Below are 18,158 nucleotides of genomic sequence, written 5' to 3' on the forward strand. Positions count from 1 at the left end.
CGAAGTTTTCATCACCTTCCGACATCGACGTCGCACTTTATCCGCGGCGAGCTCGAACCGGAGACACCCGCGACCCGTAGGGACGATCAGCCGGTCACCACGGCTGAGGGGGGTGCACGCCCCGGGTGACCGGCAACCCGGACCGGTGTGCAGCAGCCGAAGTCGCACCGAGTCCAACAGGTTCCAATCGGTGAAAGCGCAGCGAGAGGCGGCACAAATGGGGAAGAGGAAAAAGAGGACCAGGGAAGAATGGGAAGCGTTCAAGGATGTTTTGAACAAATTTTACGAAGATGAGACCAAGAGGCTGACGGTCGTACCCAAGCAGACTCACGTGGCCTACTCCAACGGGATCCAGGTGAATCTCGGAGATGATCTCAGGCGTTGGCGGAGGGAGGGCGTTCCCCGGGGTTGTCCTGAGGACATCAAGAAGCTCATGGAGGAATACGGAGCGATCGGCGATTGGTCAATTGCGGTGGCCGCCAGCCAAATTGGCCGGGGTAGATCGAAGACCAGTGCAGAGTGGAGGGCATTCAAGATTGCGTTGACAAGGTTCTACGAAGATGAGGGTAAGAGGTTCACGGTCGTACCTGCAAAGTCGTACACCCAGGTGGTTGACGGCATCGAAGTCCGTCTCGGACGGAACCTGTCTGACTATCGTGACCCTCGTTGTGGTGTTCCCAGGGATTGTCCCGAGGACATCATGAAGCTCATGGAGGAGTACGGGGCGATCGGCGACTGGGGGAGAGCGATCGCTGCCAGCCAGCATCCCGGTGCCGTGTACCAGGCGCGGGAGCGTGTTCGAATGGCCGCATCTGGCGGGGCCCTAGCCGAGCCTTCAGAGCATCTCTCCAGCGTGGCGGGCATGCATATGCGCTCCTCCTACGGCAGCGACCCGGCGCCCCCCGAGAACTACTACGGCGATGGCACCTATTCGACCCAGAACCCGGCGGAACTTCCTGCCCGGTCCGCTACTCCGATCGGTTATACGAGACAATATCCGGGCACTCAGTGGGAGAACTTCCAGCCAATTAGCATGGATGCGACCACCCTCACCACCACCAACCCTCCATGCGAACCGACCGGCAACGCCGCCATGTACACGCACTCCTACGGCGAGGGATCCGCGCAATCCGAGAGCTACTACGACGGCGGCACCTATTCGACCCAGAACCCGGCGGAACTTCCTGCCCGGTCCGCTACTCCGATCGGTTATACGAGACAATATCCGGGCACTCAGTGGGAGAACTTCCAGCCAATCGACATGGGAGTCGCCTACCTCACCACCACCAACCCACCCGGGCCTGACGCCTACGACAATGGCGGCAACCCGCCGCCCACCAACTATTCCTGGCGGCCGGGAACTCGCAGACCGCCGCGACCATAATCGCCCGGCAGTGGCTTGGCCATAGGAGGAAATCCGCCTTCGTTGCAAACGTCGTCTTCAGGTGAGGGAGATCAGGGCTTCGGCGTAGGTCGGGGGAATGTGGTTGGGGCCGCTGGGGGTGAAGACCCCCGACATTGCCACTGCGGACCAGGCGGTGGCCGGCGCGGCCCGCCACGGCCAGGAACCGACCGCCGGGTTACCCGTCCGGGCGAGTCGACGTTGAATCCGCCCGCTGGCCAACTCCGGACGAGGAATGACGGCCTGATTGGCAACGACCACGTTGACCTACCCTTGCCGCACACTTCAGTTATATCAGTGCAAACCTATTGAAGAAGAGAGGGCGTCTCGTGCCGCAGCGTATGAGGAAGACCGCAGAGGAGTGGGCGGCGTTCGACGAGGTGGCGCGAGAGTTCTACGCAGATGGCACCGAAAATGTGCTAGAAATCCCCACCCAGATGTACGAGCGCCAGGCCAGTAACGGGGTTGTGGTACACCTCGGACGAGACCTCCAAAATTGGATGCGCGGGCCGGGGACGGTCCCCAAGGGGATGCCCGCAGCCACCAAGAAGTTCCTGGAGGAGTGCGGAGCGATCGGAAGTTTGGCGAGAGCGATCGTGCCCTCCCGCCAAAGGAAGGGTGCTGCTGAATGGGCGGCATTCGACGAGGTGGCCCGAAAATACTATGCGGATGCCGGCAAGAAGATGTCCGAACTCCCCTCGACAAAGTTCGAAGCGCAAGCCAGTAACGGAATCATGGTGCACCTCGGACGAGACCTTGCTCACTGGAGGCGGGAGGGTGCGGATGTTCCCAAAAGCATGCCCGCGGACACTAGGAAGTTCTTGCGGGAGTGCGGGGCAATCGGAAGCTCGGCGAAAGCGATGGCGAAGAGCGGTCCAAAGAAGAAGAGTGACAATGAATGGCGCGCATTTGCGCAAGCATTGGAAGACTTTTACGCAGATTCGAAAAAAAGGCTCGTGGCGGTCCCTCCGACTAGGCACATCTTCGAAGCCGGTAGCACGACCGTCCACCTCGGTCGTGACCTCAAAGACTTCCGTCGACGTGGTGTTCCCAAGGGGTGTCCCGAATATGTCCGGGCCCTGTTGGAGGAGTACGGCGCGGTCGGGGCCTGGGGGAAGGCGGTCGCGGCGAGTCAAGCAACTCACCGTCCTGCCGACACGGGTGGGGGTGGTGGGTCGTCGGCGCAGTTCTCTGATGGTGCGGGCGTCGTTCCGGGGCAGTATAGGGCGCAGGCGCCGGGTGGGATGGGGTATGAGCCTGGTTGTGGGGGGCAGTACGGGGGCGCCGGGTGGGAGTCGGTCCCGCAGGCGGTGATGGGTTCGGTGCAGCCGTCGGCCGGTGGGGTGTATTCCTACGCGGGTTATGCCGCGCTGCAGGAGGATTACCAGGTCGGTGCGTACTCGGGTGGGTATGAGGGGCAGGATCCTGGTCGGATGGGTCATGTGCAGTACGCGGGCACCGATTTCGAGACGTTCCAGCCATTCGATGCGAACGCCGCCCACCTGACCACGGCGGCTGGCCCGGCCCCTGGTGGCGGCTATGACAACAGCGGGAACCCGCCACCCATCGCCTACTCGCGGGCACCAGACAACCGTAGGTCTCCGCGAGCGTGAACCACGCCACGCTCGCCGCCGGGTCACCCGTCCTGGACATCGCCTCCGGCGACGCCCACGTCGTCATTACCGCGGCGGTCAGGCGAGGGAGGTTAGGGCTTTGGCGTAGGTCGGGGGGATGTGGTTGGGGCCGCCGGGGGTGAAGACGTCAGTCGTCGCCACGGCCGACCAGGCGGTGGTGGGGACGGCGTCCACCAGGGCTCGGATCACCGGGGCGTCGCGCCACTGGTCCTGCTCGGCGAGCAGGCCGAGGGCCACCACCGACTCCTCGACCTCGCCCACGCACTCGAACGGCTTGTGCCCGTCCACGCCCAGCAGCTCCCGGTAGCCGGGGATCTGGTCCGGGTCGGCGAGCATGTCCCCGCCGAAGATGTGGGTGACCCGCTCCCGGGGCATGAACGGCGCCATGGCCAGGAAGACGAACCGGCACTTCGGGCAGTTCCGGCACCAGCGCTCGGAGGCGTCGCGCAGCTTGAAGGCGGCGTTGCAGCTGGTCACCACGTCGTCGTACCGGGTGAACTCGGCGAACAGCCGGGCGATGTGCAGCTCGGACAGCGATCGCAGCAGGGAGAAGTACGGCTCGGTGAGCCCGGCGTGCTCGGCCAGCGCGCCCCGCAGCAGCCCTTCGGCCTCCACGCCCTTGGACCACTGGTGGTTGATCTCGTGACCGTTCCAGATCAGGTTCGGATCGGACGCGGAGCGCTCGTTGGACATCACCACCGGGCCCAGTCCGTGCAGGACGGCCGTCGCCACCGCGATCAGGGAGTTGATGGCGGTGACCGGGATGTGGCCGTTCAACGCCCCGCTGGCGTTCAGGTCGAACAGCACCGGGTCGATCCGGCGGCGGGCGGCGAGCGGGGTCAGCCCGGACGCCTCGTTCACCGCGACGATCACGTGGTTCGGGTTCACCGAGAACGGCACCGGGTCCAACTCGGCGCGGCGCAGCGCCTCCAAGCTCACTATCGAGTCCTTGCCGCCGCCGACGGCCGAGAGCGGGCGACGGTCGGAGTTGTCGTACACCCGGGCGGGCGTCACGTCACCGGACGGCACCTCCGGACGCAGTTCCAGCACGTACGGCAACTCGTTGCGGTACGCGTACTCGGCGAGGCCCTTGGTGTAGACGGCCGTGACGTAGTCGACGGTGGCCGCGCCCAGCGGCGCCGGTAGCACCAGTCGGGGCGGCGCGGCGGCCTTGTAGTAGCTGACCCCGGCGACGAGGTGCAGCACCTCCAGCACCCGGTTGAGGGCCGCCACCGTCTCGTCGGACGGCGGCTCCGCCGGCAGCGGGAGGGTGATCACCTCGGTGAACCGCTGGTCACCGTCCGGGCCGGTCAGCGCGTAGTCGAACAACACCTCGCCGGTGGCGAAGTCGATCGAGTAGGACGGGAAGGTGAAGGCGTCCATCCGCCGGAGCTGCTCGTTGGGCACACGCCATACTAGGCCCTGGTTCGTCCGGCCGTGTCCGGACCGGGCCCCGCCAGCCGCCGCCGTGACCCCGAGGAGAGCCCCGTGCGCCTGTCTGACCTGCGCGGACGTACCGTCGCCGTCTGGGGCACCGGTCGGGAGGGCCGGGCCGCTGTGACCGCCATCGCGGCGCACGGCCCCGCCGAGCTGGTCGCCGTCGACGACAGCGCCAACTTCCTGTCGCTGCCGTGGGACGGTCCGCTGGCCGAGGCGGCTCCCCTGGTGACCGGCGAGGCGGGGTTCGCCCGGCTGACCGCCGCCGACGTGGTGGTCCGCTCGCCCGGGGTGCCGCAGACCCATCCGTGGCTGGTCGAGCTGCGGCGACGTGGCGTCCCGGTGACCCAGGGCACCGCCCTGTGGATGGCCGACCACGCCGCCCGCACCGTCGGGGTCACCGGCAGCAAGGGCAAGAGCACCACCTCCAGCCTGATCAGCCACCTGCTCACCGCGATGGGCCGACCCAACGTCTTCGGCGGCAACATCGGGGTGCCCACGCTCGACCTGCCGGACGCCGAGCTGTACGTGTTGGAGCTGTCCAGCTACCAGTGCAGCGACCTCACCGACTCGCCCCGGGTCGCCGTGGTCACCGCGCTGTTCCCCGAGCACCTGGACGCGCACGGCGGCGAGCGGGAGTACTACCGCGACAAGCTCAACCTGCTCGCCCACGACCCGGAGACGATCGTGGTCAACGGCGGAGACCCGCGGCTCGCCACCGAGCTGGGTGACCTGCCCGCGACCCGGGCCGGCCGGCCGGACACCACCCACGTCGCCACCGGCGCGGACGGTACGCCCTGGTTCCACCTCGGTGACCACCCACTCTTCCCGCGTGCCGTGCTGCCGCTGGTGGGCCGGCACAACGAGGGCAACCTCTGCGTCGCGCTCGCCGTGCTCGACGCGCTCGGTGTCGACGTGGTGGCCGCCAAGGACCACCTCGCCGTCGCCGTCGCCGAGTTCCAGGGGCTGGCCCACCGGCTCACCGAGATCACCGACCCGTCCGGGTTGACCTTCGTCGACGACACGCTGGCCACCAGCCCGTACGCGGCCATGCACGCCATCGACGCGTACGACGGGCGCCCCTTGACGGTGATCGTCGGCGGCAACGACCGGGGGCTGGACTACACCCCGTTGGCCGAGCACCTGGCCGAGCGCGAGCTGACCGTCATCGGTATCCCGGACAGCGGCGCGCGGATCGTCGAGGCGCTGGCCAACCTGCCGAAGGTGCGCACGGAACTGGTCGACGACCTGGTGGACGCGGTGCGGCTGTCCCGGGAGGTCACCCCGGCCGGCGGAGTGGTGCTGCTGTCGCCGGCCGCCCCGAGCTACGGCCGGTTCCGCAACTTCGAGCACCGCTCCGAGGTCTTCGCCCAGGCCGTCCGCGACACCGCCGGCTGAGCACAGCTCAGCCCAGGGTTTCGTGCAGGGCGCGCATCGAGCGGATCGCCGAGCGGATCTCCTGGAGGTAGCGGCCCGGTGTGAGGGTCTGCTCGGGCAGCACCGCCGGATCGGCCACCGCCGGATCCACCCCGACCGTGTCGATGTGGCAGCCGTAGGGCACGGCCAGGGTGCGCAGCGCGTCGCAGTGCTGGAACGGCACGTAGATGGGCGCGGTGACCATCAGCACCTCGTCACCCGGGGCGAGTCGCGCGTGCCCGGCCCAGAACCGTTGGGTGTCGGCGGTGTGTGCCCGCCGCCGGTCCGGTTCGCTGGACGGCGCGGCCAGCACCCGTACCGGTGGCAGTCCCGCCGGTAGGTAGGTCCGCGACGACCAGGAGTGGTGCGGGTGTCCGGCGTCCACGCCGGCCTGCTCCGCCGGCGCGGCTACCTCGAACACCCGCCGGACGGCGGTGTCCAGCACGTCCACCTCGGTCTCGTCGGCCGGAAGACCAGCGTCGGCGAGGGTGGCCCGTTCCCACTCGGACAGCGGTCGGAAGCTGCCCAGCACGGCAACCTCACCCCGTACCGTCAGGCCGGCGCGAAGCAGGTGCGCCGCGTACCCGACGCGCCGCACGCACGCGTGCGCCAGCCCGCCCAGTACGACCAGATGGGCGTACGCCGACCGGGCCGGCAATACCGGGTGGACGAGCCCGAGCGCGGCGGCCGTGTCGATGACCCGCATCGCGGTGGCCGGATCGAGGTCCGGTTCGCGCGCGTCGGGTCGTTCCCGCCCGCCCCGGAAGTCCCAGTGGCGGGCGGAGAAGTCGTCCAGGTACCGCAGCGCCTCGGCGAGGTCGCCGGCCGGCCAGTCGCCGCCGAAGTGCCCGACCAGGCCGCGCAGCGCGGTGGAGCACACCCAGGCCTCGATCCGCTGGGTGACCGTACCTGTCTGCGTCTCCTGCACCTGCCGGATGCTACCGGCCGGCTGTTGTGGCTGATGTTTACGCTGGCCGCAGCGGCTGATGGGGGGACTTCGATGACCCGTGACGGTGCGCGCCCACGGCGCGGGGGCGGCCCCTCCGCGAGCGGCTTCCTCCGGCTGGTGGCGCACACCGACCCGGTGGCGCTGGTCGGCATCACGTTGTCGATCACCCTCAGCGTCCTGCTCGACCTCACCGGCGCGGCCTCGGGCGTGGAGTCGCTGCTGGCCGGCCTGATGGGCATCACCATCTCGCTGCTGGTGGACTCGCTGGCCCGCGCGGAACGCCGGTTCCACCTGCGGACGCTGCTGGAGGGTCCACCGTGGCTCGCGCACACCGCCACCGAGGTGGTCGTCGCGATGCGGGAGGCGACGGAGCAGCACGCCGGCACGCGGGTCGCGGTGGAGGCGCGGCGACGCTACGAGCAGTTCCGGCTGGAGGCCGAGCAGTTCGCGCAGGGGCGCGTCATCCGGCGGGGCGACGAGGCCGAGGACCTGCTCGGCGCGACCCGCGCCTGCGTACACCGGCTGGACGCGTTGACAAACGTGATGCCCCGGGCGAGCGGGGAGCTGAGCTGGTGGCGTAGCGAGATCGGCCGCCGCTACTGGGAGGCGAACGTCGAGGCCCTGCGGCGGGGCGTACGGATCACCCGGGTCTTCGTCTACGCCACGTTGACCGACGAACTGTCCGACCTGGCCGGTCGGCAACGTGCGGCCGGGGCCCGGGTGGGGCTGCTGCCCTTCGGCGCGGTGGGCCCGCACCTGCTCGTCAACCTGACGCTCTGGGACTCGTCGAGCTGCTGGGAGGCCCGGATGACCGCCCACGGCGAGATCGGCGAGAACCAGTTCTCCGTCAACCGCGCCGACGTCGAGCGACTGACCCGGGTGTTCGACGCCTGCGCGAGCGCGGCGACGTTCGAGGACCCGACGCCGACGCCATGACGTGGAGCGCCGTCCTGCTGGTGACGGCCGTGGTCGGGGCGGTGAGCGTGATCCGCTCGGTACGGCTCCGGGCGCTGGTCTACAGCCTTCCGTTGCCGATGACGCTGGCCCTGGTGACCACCGGGTACGACGTCGACGGCGCGCAGGTGCTCGGCGTGCTCGGGCTCAACCTCTTCTTCGTCACCGTGGCGGTCACCCACCGGCGGCTGCGCTGGCCCATCCTGCTCGCCGACGGCGCGGGGATCGGCGTCTACGTGGCGCTGAGCGCCGGCCTGATGGCCGTCGACGTTCCGTTCGAGGCGGCCCTCGCCGGCACGCTCGTGCTCTGGGCGACGGCCATGCTGCTGCGCCGCCATCGCGCCCGACCGGTCACCGTCACCGCTGACGGGTCAGCCGCAGCAGGGCTGCCCGTACCGCTCAAGCTGGCGGTGATCTTCGTGGGGGCGATCCTCACCGCGCTGCTCGGGGCCGTGTTGCGGGGAATGGTGGTGACGTTCCCGTACTCGGGGGTGCTGGTGGCCGTCGAGGCGCGACACCAGTTGTCCGAGTTCACCGTGCACTTCGCCCGCAACAGTCTCGCGCTGGTCGCCTTCCTCACCGCGTACCACTACGTCCAGGACGTCTCGACGGCCGGCGCGCTGGGGGCCGGCTGGGCTGCCTTCGCGGTGGTCGCCGCCGTCCTGCACCTGCCGTGGCGTCCGCCCGCCGCCTGAGTGTCAGGTCCTACCCGCTCTGCGCTACACCCTGACAGTTGTCCACACCGGCCGCCGGTGGGAGCGTGCGGTATCCACGAACGCCGCTGAAGGGTGCCACGATGACCGACGACCTGCTGGCCCGGCACCGGGCCGTTCTCCCACCCTGGATGCCGCTGTACTACGCCGAGCCGATCGAGCTGGTCTCCGGCTCCGGCCGCCGGGTCACCGACGCGCAGGGCCGCAGTTACCTGGACTTCTTCGGCGGCGTGCTGACCAACATGCTCGGGTACGACATCCCGGAGATCCGGGAGGCCGTCGAGCGGCAGCTCGCCACCGGCATCGTGCACACCTCGACGCTCTACCTGATCCGCCAGCAGGTCGAGCTGGCCGAGAAGATCGCCGAGCGCTCCGGTATCCCGGATGCCCGGGTCTTCTTCACCAACTCGGGCACCGAGGCGAACGAGGCGGCGCTGCTGGTCGCCACCAACCACCGCCGCTCGCACCAGGTCTTGGCCGTGCGCAACAGCTACCACGGCCGGTCGTACGCGGCGATGGGCGTCACCGGCAACCGCACCTGGTCGGCCAGCGCGCTCAATCCGTTGCAGGTGGCCTGGCTGCACTCCGGTGACCGGGTACGCGGCCTGCTGGCCCGGTTGAGCGCCGACGAGCAGGTCGACGCGGCCGTGGAGGACCTGCGCGAGGTGCTGGCCACCCAGACGTCCGGCGACGTGGCCGCGTTGATCGCCGAGCCGATCCAGGGCGTGGGCGGGTTCGTGCACCCACCGGACGGGCTCTTCGCGGCCTGGAAGAAGGTCCTCGACGAGCACGGCATCCTGTTCATCGCCGACGAGGTGCAGACCGGCTGGGGGCGTACCGGGGAGCACTTCTGGGGCTACCAGGCGCACGGCGTGACCCCGGATCTGCTCACCTTCGCCAAGGGCATCGGTAACGGGTTCGCCCTGGCCGGGGTGGTCGGCCGGGCCGAGGTGCTCCAGGCGGTGCCGGGGATCAGCTTCTCCACCTTCGGCGGCAATCCGATCTCGACGGCGGCCGGCAACGCGGTGCTCGACTACCTGGTCGCGCACGACCTCCAGGCGAACGCGGCCCGCGTCGGCGCGATCCTCGCCGACGGCCTGCGGTCCGCCGTGGGCGGTCTGGACTGCGTCGCCGAGGTACGGGGAAAGGGGCTCATGCTCGGCGTCGAGTTCGTCCGGCCGGGCAGCGGCGAGCCGGATCCGGCGTTGACCAACCGGGTCTTCGAGGCGTGCCGCGACGGCGGTCTGCTCACCGGCAAGGGCGGGCTCTACGGCAACGTGCTGCGGATGGGTCCACCGTTGACGCTCACCGAGGACGAGGCCCGCGAGGGCCTGGCGATCCTGGTCGACGCGATCCGCTCGTCCGCGGAGGTGACGGCATGAGCACCGGCGGTCTGGGCGGCGTGAGCACGGGCGGTCTGGGCGGCACCAGCATCGGCGGTCCGGGCGGCGTGAGCATCGGCCACTTCGTCGACGGCAAGCGGGTCGGCGGCACGTCCGAGCGGCGGGGTGACGTGTTCGATCCGGCCACTGGTCGTCGTACCGCCGAGGTCGAGCTGGCCTCGACCGCGGACGTGGACGTCGCGGTGCGGGCCGCCGCCCAAGCGGCCCGGACCTGGCGCGACGCGTCGCTGGCCCGGCGGTCCGCCGTGCTGTTCGCGTTCCGGGAGTTGGTGCACGCCCGCCGGGACCGGCTCGCCGAGGTGATCACCGCCGAGCACGGCAAGGTGCTCGCCGACGCCGCCGGTGAGGTGCAGCGCGGCCTGGAGGTCATCGAGTACGCGTGCGGAATGCCCTCGGCGCTGCGCGGCGCGTTCAGCGAGAACGTCTCCACCGAGGTCGACTCGTACACGATCCGGCAGCCGCTCGGCGTGGTGGCGGTGATCTCGCCGTTCAACTTCCCGGTGATGGTGCCGCTGTGGTTCGTGCCGGTGGCGGTGGCCTGCGGGAACGCGGTGGTGCTCAAGCCGAGCGAGAAGGACCCGAGCGCGGCGCTGCTGCTGGCCGAGTGGTTCGCCGAGGCAGGCCTGCCCGACGGGGTGTTCAACGTGGTGAACGGCGACGCCGAGGCGGTCGACGCGCTGCTGGACCACCCCGAGGTGCGCGCGGTGTCGTTCGTCGGCTCCACCCCGATCGCCCGGCACGTCTACCAACGCGGCACCGCCGCCGGTAAGCGGGTGCAGGCGCTCGGTGGGGCGAAGAACCACATGGTGGTGCTCCCCGACGCCGACCTGGACCTGGCGGCGGACGCGGCGGTCAACGCCGGGTTCGGCTCGGCGGGGGAGCGGTGCATGGCCATCTCCGTGCTGGTGGCGGTGGAGCCGGTCGCGGACGCCCTCGTGGAGCGGATCGCCGCCCGGATGGCCGGGCTGCGCACCGGTGACGGCCGGCGGGGCTGCGACATGGGACCGCTGGTCACCGCCGCGCACGCCGAGCGGGTCCGGTCCTACGTGGACGCGGGCGTGGCCGCCGGGGCGGTGCCGGTCGTCGACGGGCGGACGGTGACGCCCGACGGTGACCCCGACGGCTTCTGGCTCGGCCCGACCCTTTTTGATCGGGTGACCCCGGACCTGTCGATCTACACCGACGAGATCTTCGGGCCGGTGCTCAGCGTCGTGCGGGTGGGCTCGTACGACGAGGCCGTGGCACTTGTCAACGCCAGCCCGTACGGCAACGGCACGGCGATCTTCACCAACGACGGCGGGGCGGCCCGCCGCTACCAGCACGAGGTGGAGGTGGGCATGGTCGGCATCAACGTGCCGATCCCGGTGCCCATGGCGTACCACTCGTTCGGCGGCTGGAAGTCGTCCCTCTTCGGCGACCTGCACGCCCACGGCGAGGACGGGGTGCGCTTCTTCACCCGGAGCAAGGTGGTCACCAGCCGCTGGCTGGACCCGCGCCACGGTGGCGTCAACCTCGGCTTCCCCACCCAAACCTGACCGGCCACACCGTCGAGAACGGTGCGACCCCGCCCGGCCCCCGAACGAAGCCCACCACCTGACCGATACCGATCACCCACCCACCCCACCCACCCCACCCACCCCACCCACCCCACCCGGCCCACCCGGTCGCGGTGATCAAGAGGTTTGCGTCACTGATCGCGCTCTCGCTGACGCGAACCTCTTGATCACCGGGGTGAGGGCTTGGGTGGGGGAGGTGGGTTTTGGGGGGTCCGGCGCACGCCATGCTGACCAAGATCCGCGCAACTTCGGTGAAACTGTTGGCTCGGCGCGTTCTGAGGCAGCAGTTTCACCGAACGTGCGCGGATCTTGGTCGCTAGACGGCGGGTGGGGCGGGTCTGGGCGCATGGGGAGGGTCGGGCGCCGCCTTGATCGCGCTCGATCCTGGATGTAGTCCCCTCCTCGTCGCGTGAGACCACTACATCCTGGTTCGAGCACGATCATGACCGGCTGCAGTCCGGTCAGCGGGTGGGGCCCGGGTCAGGGGGTGGGGAAGAGGAGGGTGTGCAGGGCTGCCGGGTCGGTGACCTCGGGGAGGTCGCGGGCGGCGAGCCAGGCGGCTGCGGCCGCGCCGTCGCCGGCGGTACGCAGGGGCGCCGTCGGCCAGCGTCGACCGATCTCGGCGCGGACGGCGCTGGCGAGCGGGGTGTCCGCGATGAGCAGTCCACCGCCGAGCACGACCGGCGTCGTCGACTCCGCCGGGCGGATGCGGGTGACGCTCTCGGCCAGGTGCGCGGCGGCCTCGGCGATCAGGGCGGTGGCGACCGGTTCGCCGTCGGTCGCCGCGGTGACGACGAGCGGCGCCAGCCGGGCGAGGTCGATCGGTGGTCGCCGGGTGACCGCCTGGATCGTGGCGTCCACCGTGTCGCGGCTGCGGCGGGCCACGTCGGCGCTGCCCACGAGTTCGGTGAGCACGGCCGCGCCCAGCCTGCCCGGAGCGTGGCCGGCGTCCAGGTCGGCGAGGAGTCGGCGGACCGCTTCGCGGCCGAGCCAGAAGCCCGATCCGGCGTCGCCGAGCAGCCAGCCGTGCCCGTCGGCGACCCGGTCGAGCCGCAGGTCGACGACCTGCGCGGTGATCGCGCCGGTGCCGGCGATGAGGATCGTCCCGTCGGGCTCGGCGGTGCCGGAGGCGTAGGCGACGAGGGCGTCGCCGTGCACGGCGTACGGGCAGCGCAGGCCGGCGTCGTGCCAGGCGGAGTCGAAGGCGGCGCGTCCGGCGGGGTCCGCGAGCAGCCGGGCCGCTCCGGCCAGCCCGATGGTGCCGGCGGCCACCCGGTTCGGGTCGACGTCGGCGAGCGCGGCGCGCAGCGCGGTCAGCACCTCGGCGGCGGCCCGTTCTGCACCGTGGCTGGTGGGGTTGCCACCGCCGGCCTTGCCGGTGCCGAGGCGTTCGCCGGCGAGGGTCAGGGCGGTCGCCCGGGTGGACGTACCCCCGACGTCGAGACCGACCACGACGGTGTCGGACATCGGCACGGGCCTCCTTGCGCTGCGTGGTCACGGGCCTGTTCATGCTGGTCGGCACGGCCGCGTGGGGCAACTCCGGAGGGACCGCGAGGCTTGTGCGCCAGGTAACAGTTTGAAAACTTCGCCCACAGTCTTGACACGGAGGGCCGTTCAGTAAGAACTTTTACCACTAACAGTTAACAGTCTTTTCGGAAAGGTGAGGCGTCCCATGGTTGATCACGAGGTGGACACCGCCGCGGGGACCGCGGTGGTCGACGCCCACGCGATCGACCGAAGGAGCGCGGCCTCCGACGGGGTGCTGGCCCGGGTGCGCAACGGGCTCGGCGAGCTGACCGGCGCGCTACGCCGGGTCGCCGAGCACGTGCTCAGCGACCCCGAGGCCGCGGCGCGCTCGACCATCGTGGAACTGGCCGAGCGCAGCGGCACCTCACCGGCCACCATCACCCGTTTCTGCCGGGCCATGGGCTTCGAGGGGTACGCCGACCTGCGCCTCGGCATCGCCGCCGAGACCGGCCGGGCCCGCTCGGCCGGCTGGACCGTCGACATCGGCCGTGAGATCCAGCCGAACGACCCCCTCGGTCGGGTCCTCGACCAGATCATGGCCGCCGACACCCGGGCCATGCACGACACCGCCGCGCTGCTCGACCTCGGCGAGGTGGAACGCGCCGCCGTGGCGATCGCCGGCGCCACCCGGGTGAACATCTTCGGGGCCAGCGGCAGCGCCCTGGTGGGCGAGGAGATGCAGTTCAGCCTGCACCGGATCGGGGTGGCCGCCTGGGCGTGGAGCGACGTGCACGAGGGGCTGGCCAGCGCCGCGCTGCTCGGCGCCGGCGACGTGGCGCTCGGCATCTCCCACACCGGCCAGACCCGGGAGACCATCGAGATGCTCGCCGAGGCGGGCAGTCGGGGCGCCACGACCCTCGCCCTGACCGGCTTCCCCCGCTCGCCGTTGGCCGAGCTGGCCGACATCGTGCTACTCACGGCCAGCCAGGCGACCACCTTCCGGCCGGACGCGCTCTCCGCCCGCCACCCGCAACTGGTGGTGCTCGACCTGCTCTACATCGCCGTCGCACAGCGCACCCACGACCGCGCCCACGCGGCCTTCCGGCGTACCGCGCAGGCCGTCGACGGGCACAAGGCCGCCAAGGGGGTCCTCTCATGATCAGCGCACAGGGGTACGCGGACGCGGTCCGTCCGGTGCTCGACCGCCTGCTCGACTCGGAGGCCGACGGGATCACCCGGGCCGCCGACCTGATCACCGACAGCCTGCGCGCCGGCGGCGTGCTCCAGGCGTTCGGGGCCGGGCACTCCGAGGCGTTCGCCGCCGAGCTGGTCGCGCGCGCCGGCGGGCTGGTCCCCACGAACCGGCTCTCGGTACGGGACCTGGTGGTGCACGGCGACGCCCCACGCGACGTGCTCGCCGACCCGAAGCTGGAACGTGATCCCTCCATCGCCCACCAGATCTACGCGCTCGCGGCGCCCCAGCCGCGCGACGTGTTCGTGGTGGCGTCCCAGTCCGGCATCAACGGCTCGGTGGTCGAGCTGGCGGCGCTGGTCACCGAGCGCGGTCACCCGTTGATCGCGGTCACCTCGGTCGAGCACACCGCGCGGGTGGCGCCACGGCACCCGTCCGGTCAACGGCTCGCCGACCTCGCCGACGTCGTGCTGGACAACGGCGCGCCGTACGGTGACGCACTGCTGCCGCTCGAGGGCGGCGGCGCGGTCTGTGCGGTCTCCTCGGTCACCACGGCGCTGCTGGCGCAGTTGCTGACCGCTGAGGTCGTACGACGGTTCCACCAGGCCGGGGAGGTACCCCCTATCTACCTCTCCGCCAACGTCCCCGGTGGGGACGAGCACAACATCGCCCTCGAGTCGCGGTACGCCGGACGTCTCCGGCGTACGGCCTGACCCGAATTCCACAAGGAGAGACGACGATGTCGATTACCCCCGAGCACCCGGCCGCGCTCGACCGCCGCACGGTGCTGCGTCGCGCCGCCGCCGTGGGCATGCTCGCCACCCCGGCCATCGGCCTGCTCAGCGCCTGCGCGACGAGCAGCGGCGGTGACAAGGACAATGAGAAGGCCGCCGAAGGCACCAAGAGCGAGAAGAACCCGCTGGGCGTCAAGGAGGACGCTCCCATCGAGGTGATCATCTTCAACGGCGGTTACGGCGAGAAGTACGCGACCGACGTGCACGAGCCGCTGTACAAGAAGGCGTTTCCCAAGGCGGAGATCAAGCACCAGTCCACGCAGGCCGTCTCCACGGTGCTTCAGCCGCGGTTCGCGTCCGGCAACCCGCCGGAGTTCGTCAACAACTCGGGCGAGAAGCTGATCGACTTCGGCTCGCTGGTCGCCGACGGTCAGCTCCAGGACCTCACCGAGCTGTGGGACGCCCCGTCGGTCGACGACCCGGCCAAGAAGGTCCGCGACACCGTGGTGCCGGGCACCGTCGAGGCGGGCTCGTTCAACGGCAAGCCGTACGTGCTGTACTACGTCTCCACCGTCTTCGGCATCTGGTACTCGGCCAAGCTGTTCAAGGACAACGGCTGGGCGCCGGCGAAGACCTGGGACGACTTCATCAAGCTGCTCACCGCCATCAAGGCCAAGGGCATCACGCCGTACGGGTACGCGGGCGCGAACGCGGCCTACTACCAGTGGAACGTGATCCTCACCCAGGCCGCCAAGATCGGTGGCACGGACGTGCTGAAGAACATCGACAACCTGGAGGACGGCGCCTGGAAGCAGGACGCGGTCAAGCAGGCCGCCGCGGCGTGGGCCGAGGTCGGGGCGAAGTTCAGCGACAAGAGCTTCGAGGGGCTCAAGCACACCGACGTGCAGCTGCGGCAGAACCAGTACAAGGTGGCCCTGTACCCCAGTGGTGACTGGCTGGAGGGCGAGCAGAAGCAGGACACCCCGGCCGGCTTCGACTACCAGCTCATGCCGGTGCCGAGCCTCACCGCGTCGGACAAGCTGCCGGCCACCGCGCTGCGGGCCACCGCGGGCGAGGGCTACTTCGTCTCGGCCAAGAGCAAGAACCCCAAGGGCGGTCTGGAGTACATGCGCCAGATGCTGTCCAAGGAGGGTGCGAAGGGCTTCACCGAGGTGGTCAAGGCCCCGACCGTGGTCACCGCCGGTTCGGAGGGCTTCGCCTTCCCGCCCGGTGTGGCCAGCTCGCAGGCCGCGCTCAAGGCGGCCGGCCAGGACGTGTTCAACCTGTACTTCGACGGCTGGTACAAGGAGCTCGACACGGAGGCGCGCAGCGCCACCAACGAGCTGATGTTCGGCCGGATCAACGCGGACGCCTTCGTGGAGCGGATCCAGAAGCGCGCCGACGCGATCAAGAAGGACAGCTCGGTCGCCAAGTTCAAGCGCTGATCGATCGGAGCTAGGGTCATGCGGCACGGCAAGTATCCCTTCGTGGTCGGGTTCCTGTTCCTCCCGGTCACGCTGTACGTGACATTCGTGATCTGGCCGTACGCGCAGGCGTTCCAGATCTCGATGACCAACTGGCGGGGGCTCTCCGCCCCGCAGTGGGTGGGCTTCGACAACTACCGGAAGCTGCTCGACGACGGGGCCTTCTGGAAGGCGGTCCAGCACCACGGCGTACTGCTGCTTGCCCTGCCGCTGATCACGATCGCCATCGCGCTGTTCTTCGCCTTCCTGCTCAACGTGGGTGGCAAGAGCAGCGGCGGTCAACGCCAGGGGGTCTGGGGGGCGAAGTTCTACCGGGTGGTGTTCTTCTTCCCCCAGGTCCTGGCGGTGGCGATCATCGCGGTGCTGTTCCAGATGGTCTACCGGCCGAACGAGTCGGGTCTGATCAACGGTGTGCTGATGAAGTTCGGCCTGGAGCCGATCCTCTTCCTCATCAAGCCGAACCTGGCCCTCTGGTCGATCCTCGCGGTGCTGGTCTGGCAGGCCGTCGGCTTCTACGTGGTGCTCTTCTCGGCCGGGATGGCCTCCATCCCGGGTGAGATCTACGAGGCCGCGGAGATGGACGGGGCGACGAAGGTGACGCTGTTCTTCCGGGTCACCCTGCCGCTGCTCTGGGACACGCTCCAGGTCGCGTGGGTCTACCTGGGCATCGCGGCGTTCGACGCGTTCGCCATCGTGGCCGTGCTCTCGGTGGACGGTGGTGGCCCGGACGGCGCCACCACCGTCCTGGCCATGGAGATCTACCGCAACGCGTTCGTCTACTCGAAGTACGGCTACGCCTCCGCGATGGGCGTGGCGCTGTTCTTCCTCACCCTCACGTTCGCGGCGCTGACGCTGCGGCTCACCAAGCGGGAAAGCGTGGAGTACTGATGAACCCGCAGTCGACGCTGCCGCCGACGCCGGCGGCGCTACCGCCGAAGACCGGCGATCCGTCCGCGACCGGCGGCCGGCGGGGCAAGGGCCCTCGTTCGGAGGTACGGCTCTTCGCCAGCCTCGGGCACATCGCGCTCGCCGTGTGGGCGGTGATCGTGATCGTCCCGATCCTGTGGACGTTCCTCGCCGCGTTCAAGAACACCAGCGAGATCTTCAGCAGTCCATGGACCCTGCCGGCCGAGCTGCGCTGGGAGAACTTCGGCCGGGCGTGGACCAAGGCGAACGTCGGCCGGTACTTCCTCAACAGCGTCTTCGTGGTCGCGTGCAGCACCTTCGGCACCATGCTGCTCGGCTCGATGGCCGCGTACGTGCTGGCGCGTTACAAGTTCTGGGGCAACCGGGCGATCTACTACCTGTTCGTCTCGGGGCTGGCGTTCCCGGTGTTCCTGGCCCTGGTGCCGCTCTTCTTCGTGGTGAAGCAGCTCGGCATGCTGGACACCTACCAGGGCGTCATCCTGGTCTACATCGCCTACTCGCTGCCGTTCACGATCTTCTTCCTGGCCGCGTTCTTCAAGACGCTGCCGACTTCGGTCGCCGAGGCGGGGATGATCGACGGCGCGGGGCACACCCGGCTGTTCTTCCAGGTCATGATGCCGATGGCGAAGCCGGGCCTGATCAGCGTGGCGATCTTCAACATCATCGGACAGTGGGCGCAGTACCAGCTTCCGTTGGTGCTGCTCTCCAACGCCAAGGACAAGTGGGTGCTCACCCAGGGCATCGCCGACATCTCGGTCAACGCCGGCTACGAGGCCGACTGGTCCGGGCTGTTCGCCGCGCTGACCATCGCCATCCTGCCGATGATCATCGTGTACGCGGTGTTCCAGCGGCAGATCCAGGCGGGCCTCACCTCCGGCGCGGTCAAGTAA

16 protein-coding genes are annotated in these 18,158 nt (G+C 69.7%); 12 read left to right on the plus strand and 4 right to left on the minus strand.

The annotated features are described in order from the left end of the window. The first annotated feature begins 190 nt into the window (after positions 1-190). Entirely contained in the window at positions 191-1,384 is a 1,194-nt protein-coding gene (locus ABZ272_RS27095) for a hypothetical protein (RefSeq protein WP_355052743.1), read from the plus strand. Between the two features lie 57 nt (positions 1,385-1,441). Here ABZ272_RS27095 and ABZ272_RS27100 read toward each other — a convergent pair whose 3' ends face one another. Beyond that, a complete protein-coding gene (locus tag ABZ272_RS27100) occupies positions 1,442-1,663 on the minus strand; it encodes a hypothetical protein (protein ID WP_355052744.1) in 222 nt (73 codons plus the stop codon). A gap of 80 nt (positions 1,664-1,743) precedes the next feature. On the opposite strand from ABZ272_RS27100, the gene ABZ272_RS27105 reads away from it, so the two are divergent. Next, complete coding sequence (locus ABZ272_RS27105) at positions 1,744-3,015, plus strand: hypothetical protein (RefSeq protein ID WP_355052745.1); 1,272 nt, start codon at positions 1,744-1,746, stop codon at positions 3,013-3,015. 78 nt (positions 3,016-3,093) lie between these two features. On the opposite strand, the gene ABZ272_RS27110 is transcribed toward ABZ272_RS27105, so the two are convergent. Continuing rightward, positions 3,094-4,443, minus strand: a complete 1,350-nt coding sequence (locus tag ABZ272_RS27110; protein WP_355052746.1) for a hypothetical protein — start codon at positions 4,441-4,443, stop codon at positions 3,094-3,096. Between the two features lie 81 nt (positions 4,444-4,524). Here ABZ272_RS27110 and murD point away from each other — a divergent pair, with 81 nt between their 5' ends. After that, entirely contained in the window at positions 4,525-5,871 is a 1,347-nt protein-coding gene (murD, locus tag ABZ272_RS27115) for a UDP-N-acetylmuramoyl-L-alanine--D-glutamate ligase (RefSeq protein ID WP_355052747.1), read from the plus strand. A 7-nt stretch (positions 5,872-5,878) separates the two neighbouring features. On the opposite strand, the gene ABZ272_RS27120 is transcribed toward murD, so the two are convergent. Beyond that, positions 5,879-6,817: a hypothetical protein gene (locus ABZ272_RS27120; RefSeq protein WP_355052748.1), complete on the minus strand. Its 939-nt coding sequence runs from the start codon at positions 6,815-6,817 to the stop codon at positions 5,879-5,881. A gap of 72 nt (positions 6,818-6,889) precedes the next feature. Here ABZ272_RS27120 and ABZ272_RS27125 point away from each other — a divergent pair, with 72 nt between their 5' ends. From ABZ272_RS27125 to ABZ272_RS27140, 4 genes are all read left to right on the plus strand, one after another. Further along, complete coding sequence (locus ABZ272_RS27125) at positions 6,890-7,774, plus strand: hypothetical protein (protein WP_355052749.1); 885 nt, start codon at positions 6,890-6,892, stop codon at positions 7,772-7,774. Further along, positions 7,771-8,487, plus strand: coding sequence for a hypothetical protein (locus tag ABZ272_RS27130; RefSeq protein ID WP_355052750.1), 717 nt, complete (start codon positions 7,771-7,773; stop codon positions 8,485-8,487). The genes ABZ272_RS27125 and ABZ272_RS27130 overlap by 4 nt, the downstream gene beginning before the upstream one ends. A 101-nt stretch (positions 8,488-8,588) precedes the next feature. Continuing rightward, complete coding sequence (locus ABZ272_RS27135; protein ID WP_355052751.1) at positions 8,589-9,887, plus strand: aspartate aminotransferase family protein; 1,299 nt, start codon at positions 8,589-8,591, stop codon at positions 9,885-9,887. Between the two features lie 68 nt (positions 9,888-9,955). Continuing rightward, on the plus strand, positions 9,956-11,443 hold the full coding sequence (locus ABZ272_RS27140) for a CoA-acylating methylmalonate-semialdehyde dehydrogenase (protein ID WP_355052784.1): 1,488 nt from the start codon (positions 9,956-9,958) through the stop codon (positions 11,441-11,443). A gap of 501 nt (positions 11,444-11,944) precedes the next feature. Here ABZ272_RS27140 and ABZ272_RS27145 read toward each other — a convergent pair. After that, positions 11,945-12,931 (minus strand): BadF/BadG/BcrA/BcrD ATPase family protein, encoded by a 987-nt coding sequence (locus ABZ272_RS27145; protein WP_355052752.1) that lies wholly within the window; start codon positions 12,929-12,931, stop codon positions 11,945-11,947. A 205-nt stretch (positions 12,932-13,136) separates the two neighbouring features. Between ABZ272_RS27145 and ABZ272_RS27150 the strand changes: the two genes are divergently transcribed. From ABZ272_RS27150 to ABZ272_RS27170, 5 genes are read left to right on the plus strand one after another with little or no spacing between them, the layout of a single operon-like run. Continuing rightward, entirely contained in the window at positions 13,137-14,090 is a 954-nt protein-coding gene (locus tag ABZ272_RS27150) for a MurR/RpiR family transcriptional regulator (protein WP_355052753.1), read from the plus strand. Beyond that, positions 14,087-14,836 (plus strand): SIS domain-containing protein, encoded by a 750-nt coding sequence (locus ABZ272_RS27155; RefSeq protein ID WP_355052754.1) that lies wholly within the window; start codon positions 14,087-14,089, stop codon positions 14,834-14,836. Before ABZ272_RS27150 ends, ABZ272_RS27155 begins: the two co-directional genes overlap by 4 nt. 26 nt (positions 14,837-14,862) lie before the next feature. Further along, the gene (gene ngcE, locus ABZ272_RS27160) at positions 14,863-16,302 is read left to right on the plus strand and encodes an N-acetylglucosamine/diacetylchitobiose ABC transporter substrate-binding protein (RefSeq protein ID WP_355052755.1); all 1,440 of its coding nucleotides are present in this window, start codon (positions 14,863-14,865) and stop codon (positions 16,300-16,302) included. Positions 16,303-16,320: 18 nt separating this feature from the next. Then, positions 16,321-17,229 (plus strand): sugar ABC transporter permease, encoded by a 909-nt coding sequence (locus tag ABZ272_RS27165; RefSeq protein WP_355052756.1) that lies wholly within the window; start codon positions 16,321-16,323, stop codon positions 17,227-17,229. Further along, positions 17,229-18,158: a carbohydrate ABC transporter permease gene (locus ABZ272_RS27170; protein ID WP_355052757.1), complete on the plus strand. Its 930-nt coding sequence runs from the start codon at positions 17,229-17,231 to the stop codon at positions 18,156-18,158. Before ABZ272_RS27165 ends, ABZ272_RS27170 begins: the two co-directional genes overlap by 1 nt.

This window comes from Micromonospora sp. NPDC005979 (assembly GCF_040614415.1).
GTDB lineage: Bacteria > Actinomycetota > Actinomycetes > Mycobacteriales > Micromonosporaceae > Micromonospora.

Bases quoted from the DNA above. Each gene is read 5' to 3' on its own strand.
- ABZ272_RS27155 (WP_355052754.1), top strand. From the start codon at position 14,087: ATGATCAGCGCACAGGGGTACGCGGACGCGGTCCGTCCGGTGCTCGAC.
- ngcE (WP_355052755.1), top strand. From the start codon at position 14,863: ATGTCGATTACCCCCGAGCACCCGGCCGCGCTCGACCGCCGCACGGTG.
- ABZ272_RS27150 (WP_355052753.1), top strand. From the start codon at position 13,137: ATGGTTGATCACGAGGTGGACACCGCCGCGGGGACCGCGGTGGTCGAC.
- ABZ272_RS27165 (WP_355052756.1), top strand. From the start codon at position 16,321: ATGCGGCACGGCAAGTATCCCTTCGTGGTCGGGTTCCTGTTCCTCCCG.
- ABZ272_RS27135 (WP_355052751.1), top strand. From the start codon at position 8,589: ATGACCGACGACCTGCTGGCCCGGCACCGGGCCGTTCTCCCACCCTGG.
- ABZ272_RS27130 (WP_355052750.1), top strand. From the start codon at position 7,771: ATGACGTGGAGCGCCGTCCTGCTGGTGACGGCCGTGGTCGGGGCGGTG.
- ABZ272_RS27145 (WP_355052752.1), bottom strand. From the start codon at position 12,931: ATGTCCGACACCGTCGTGGTCGGTCTCGACGTCGGGGGTACGTCCACC.
- ABZ272_RS27125 (WP_355052749.1), top strand. From the start codon at position 6,890: ATGACCCGTGACGGTGCGCGCCCACGGCGCGGGGGCGGCCCCTCCGCG.
- ABZ272_RS27105 (WP_355052745.1), top strand. From the start codon at position 1,744: ATGAGGAAGACCGCAGAGGAGTGGGCGGCGTTCGACGAGGTGGCGCGA.
- ABZ272_RS27170 (WP_355052757.1), top strand. From the start codon at position 17,229: ATGAACCCGCAGTCGACGCTGCCGCCGACGCCGGCGGCGCTACCGCCG.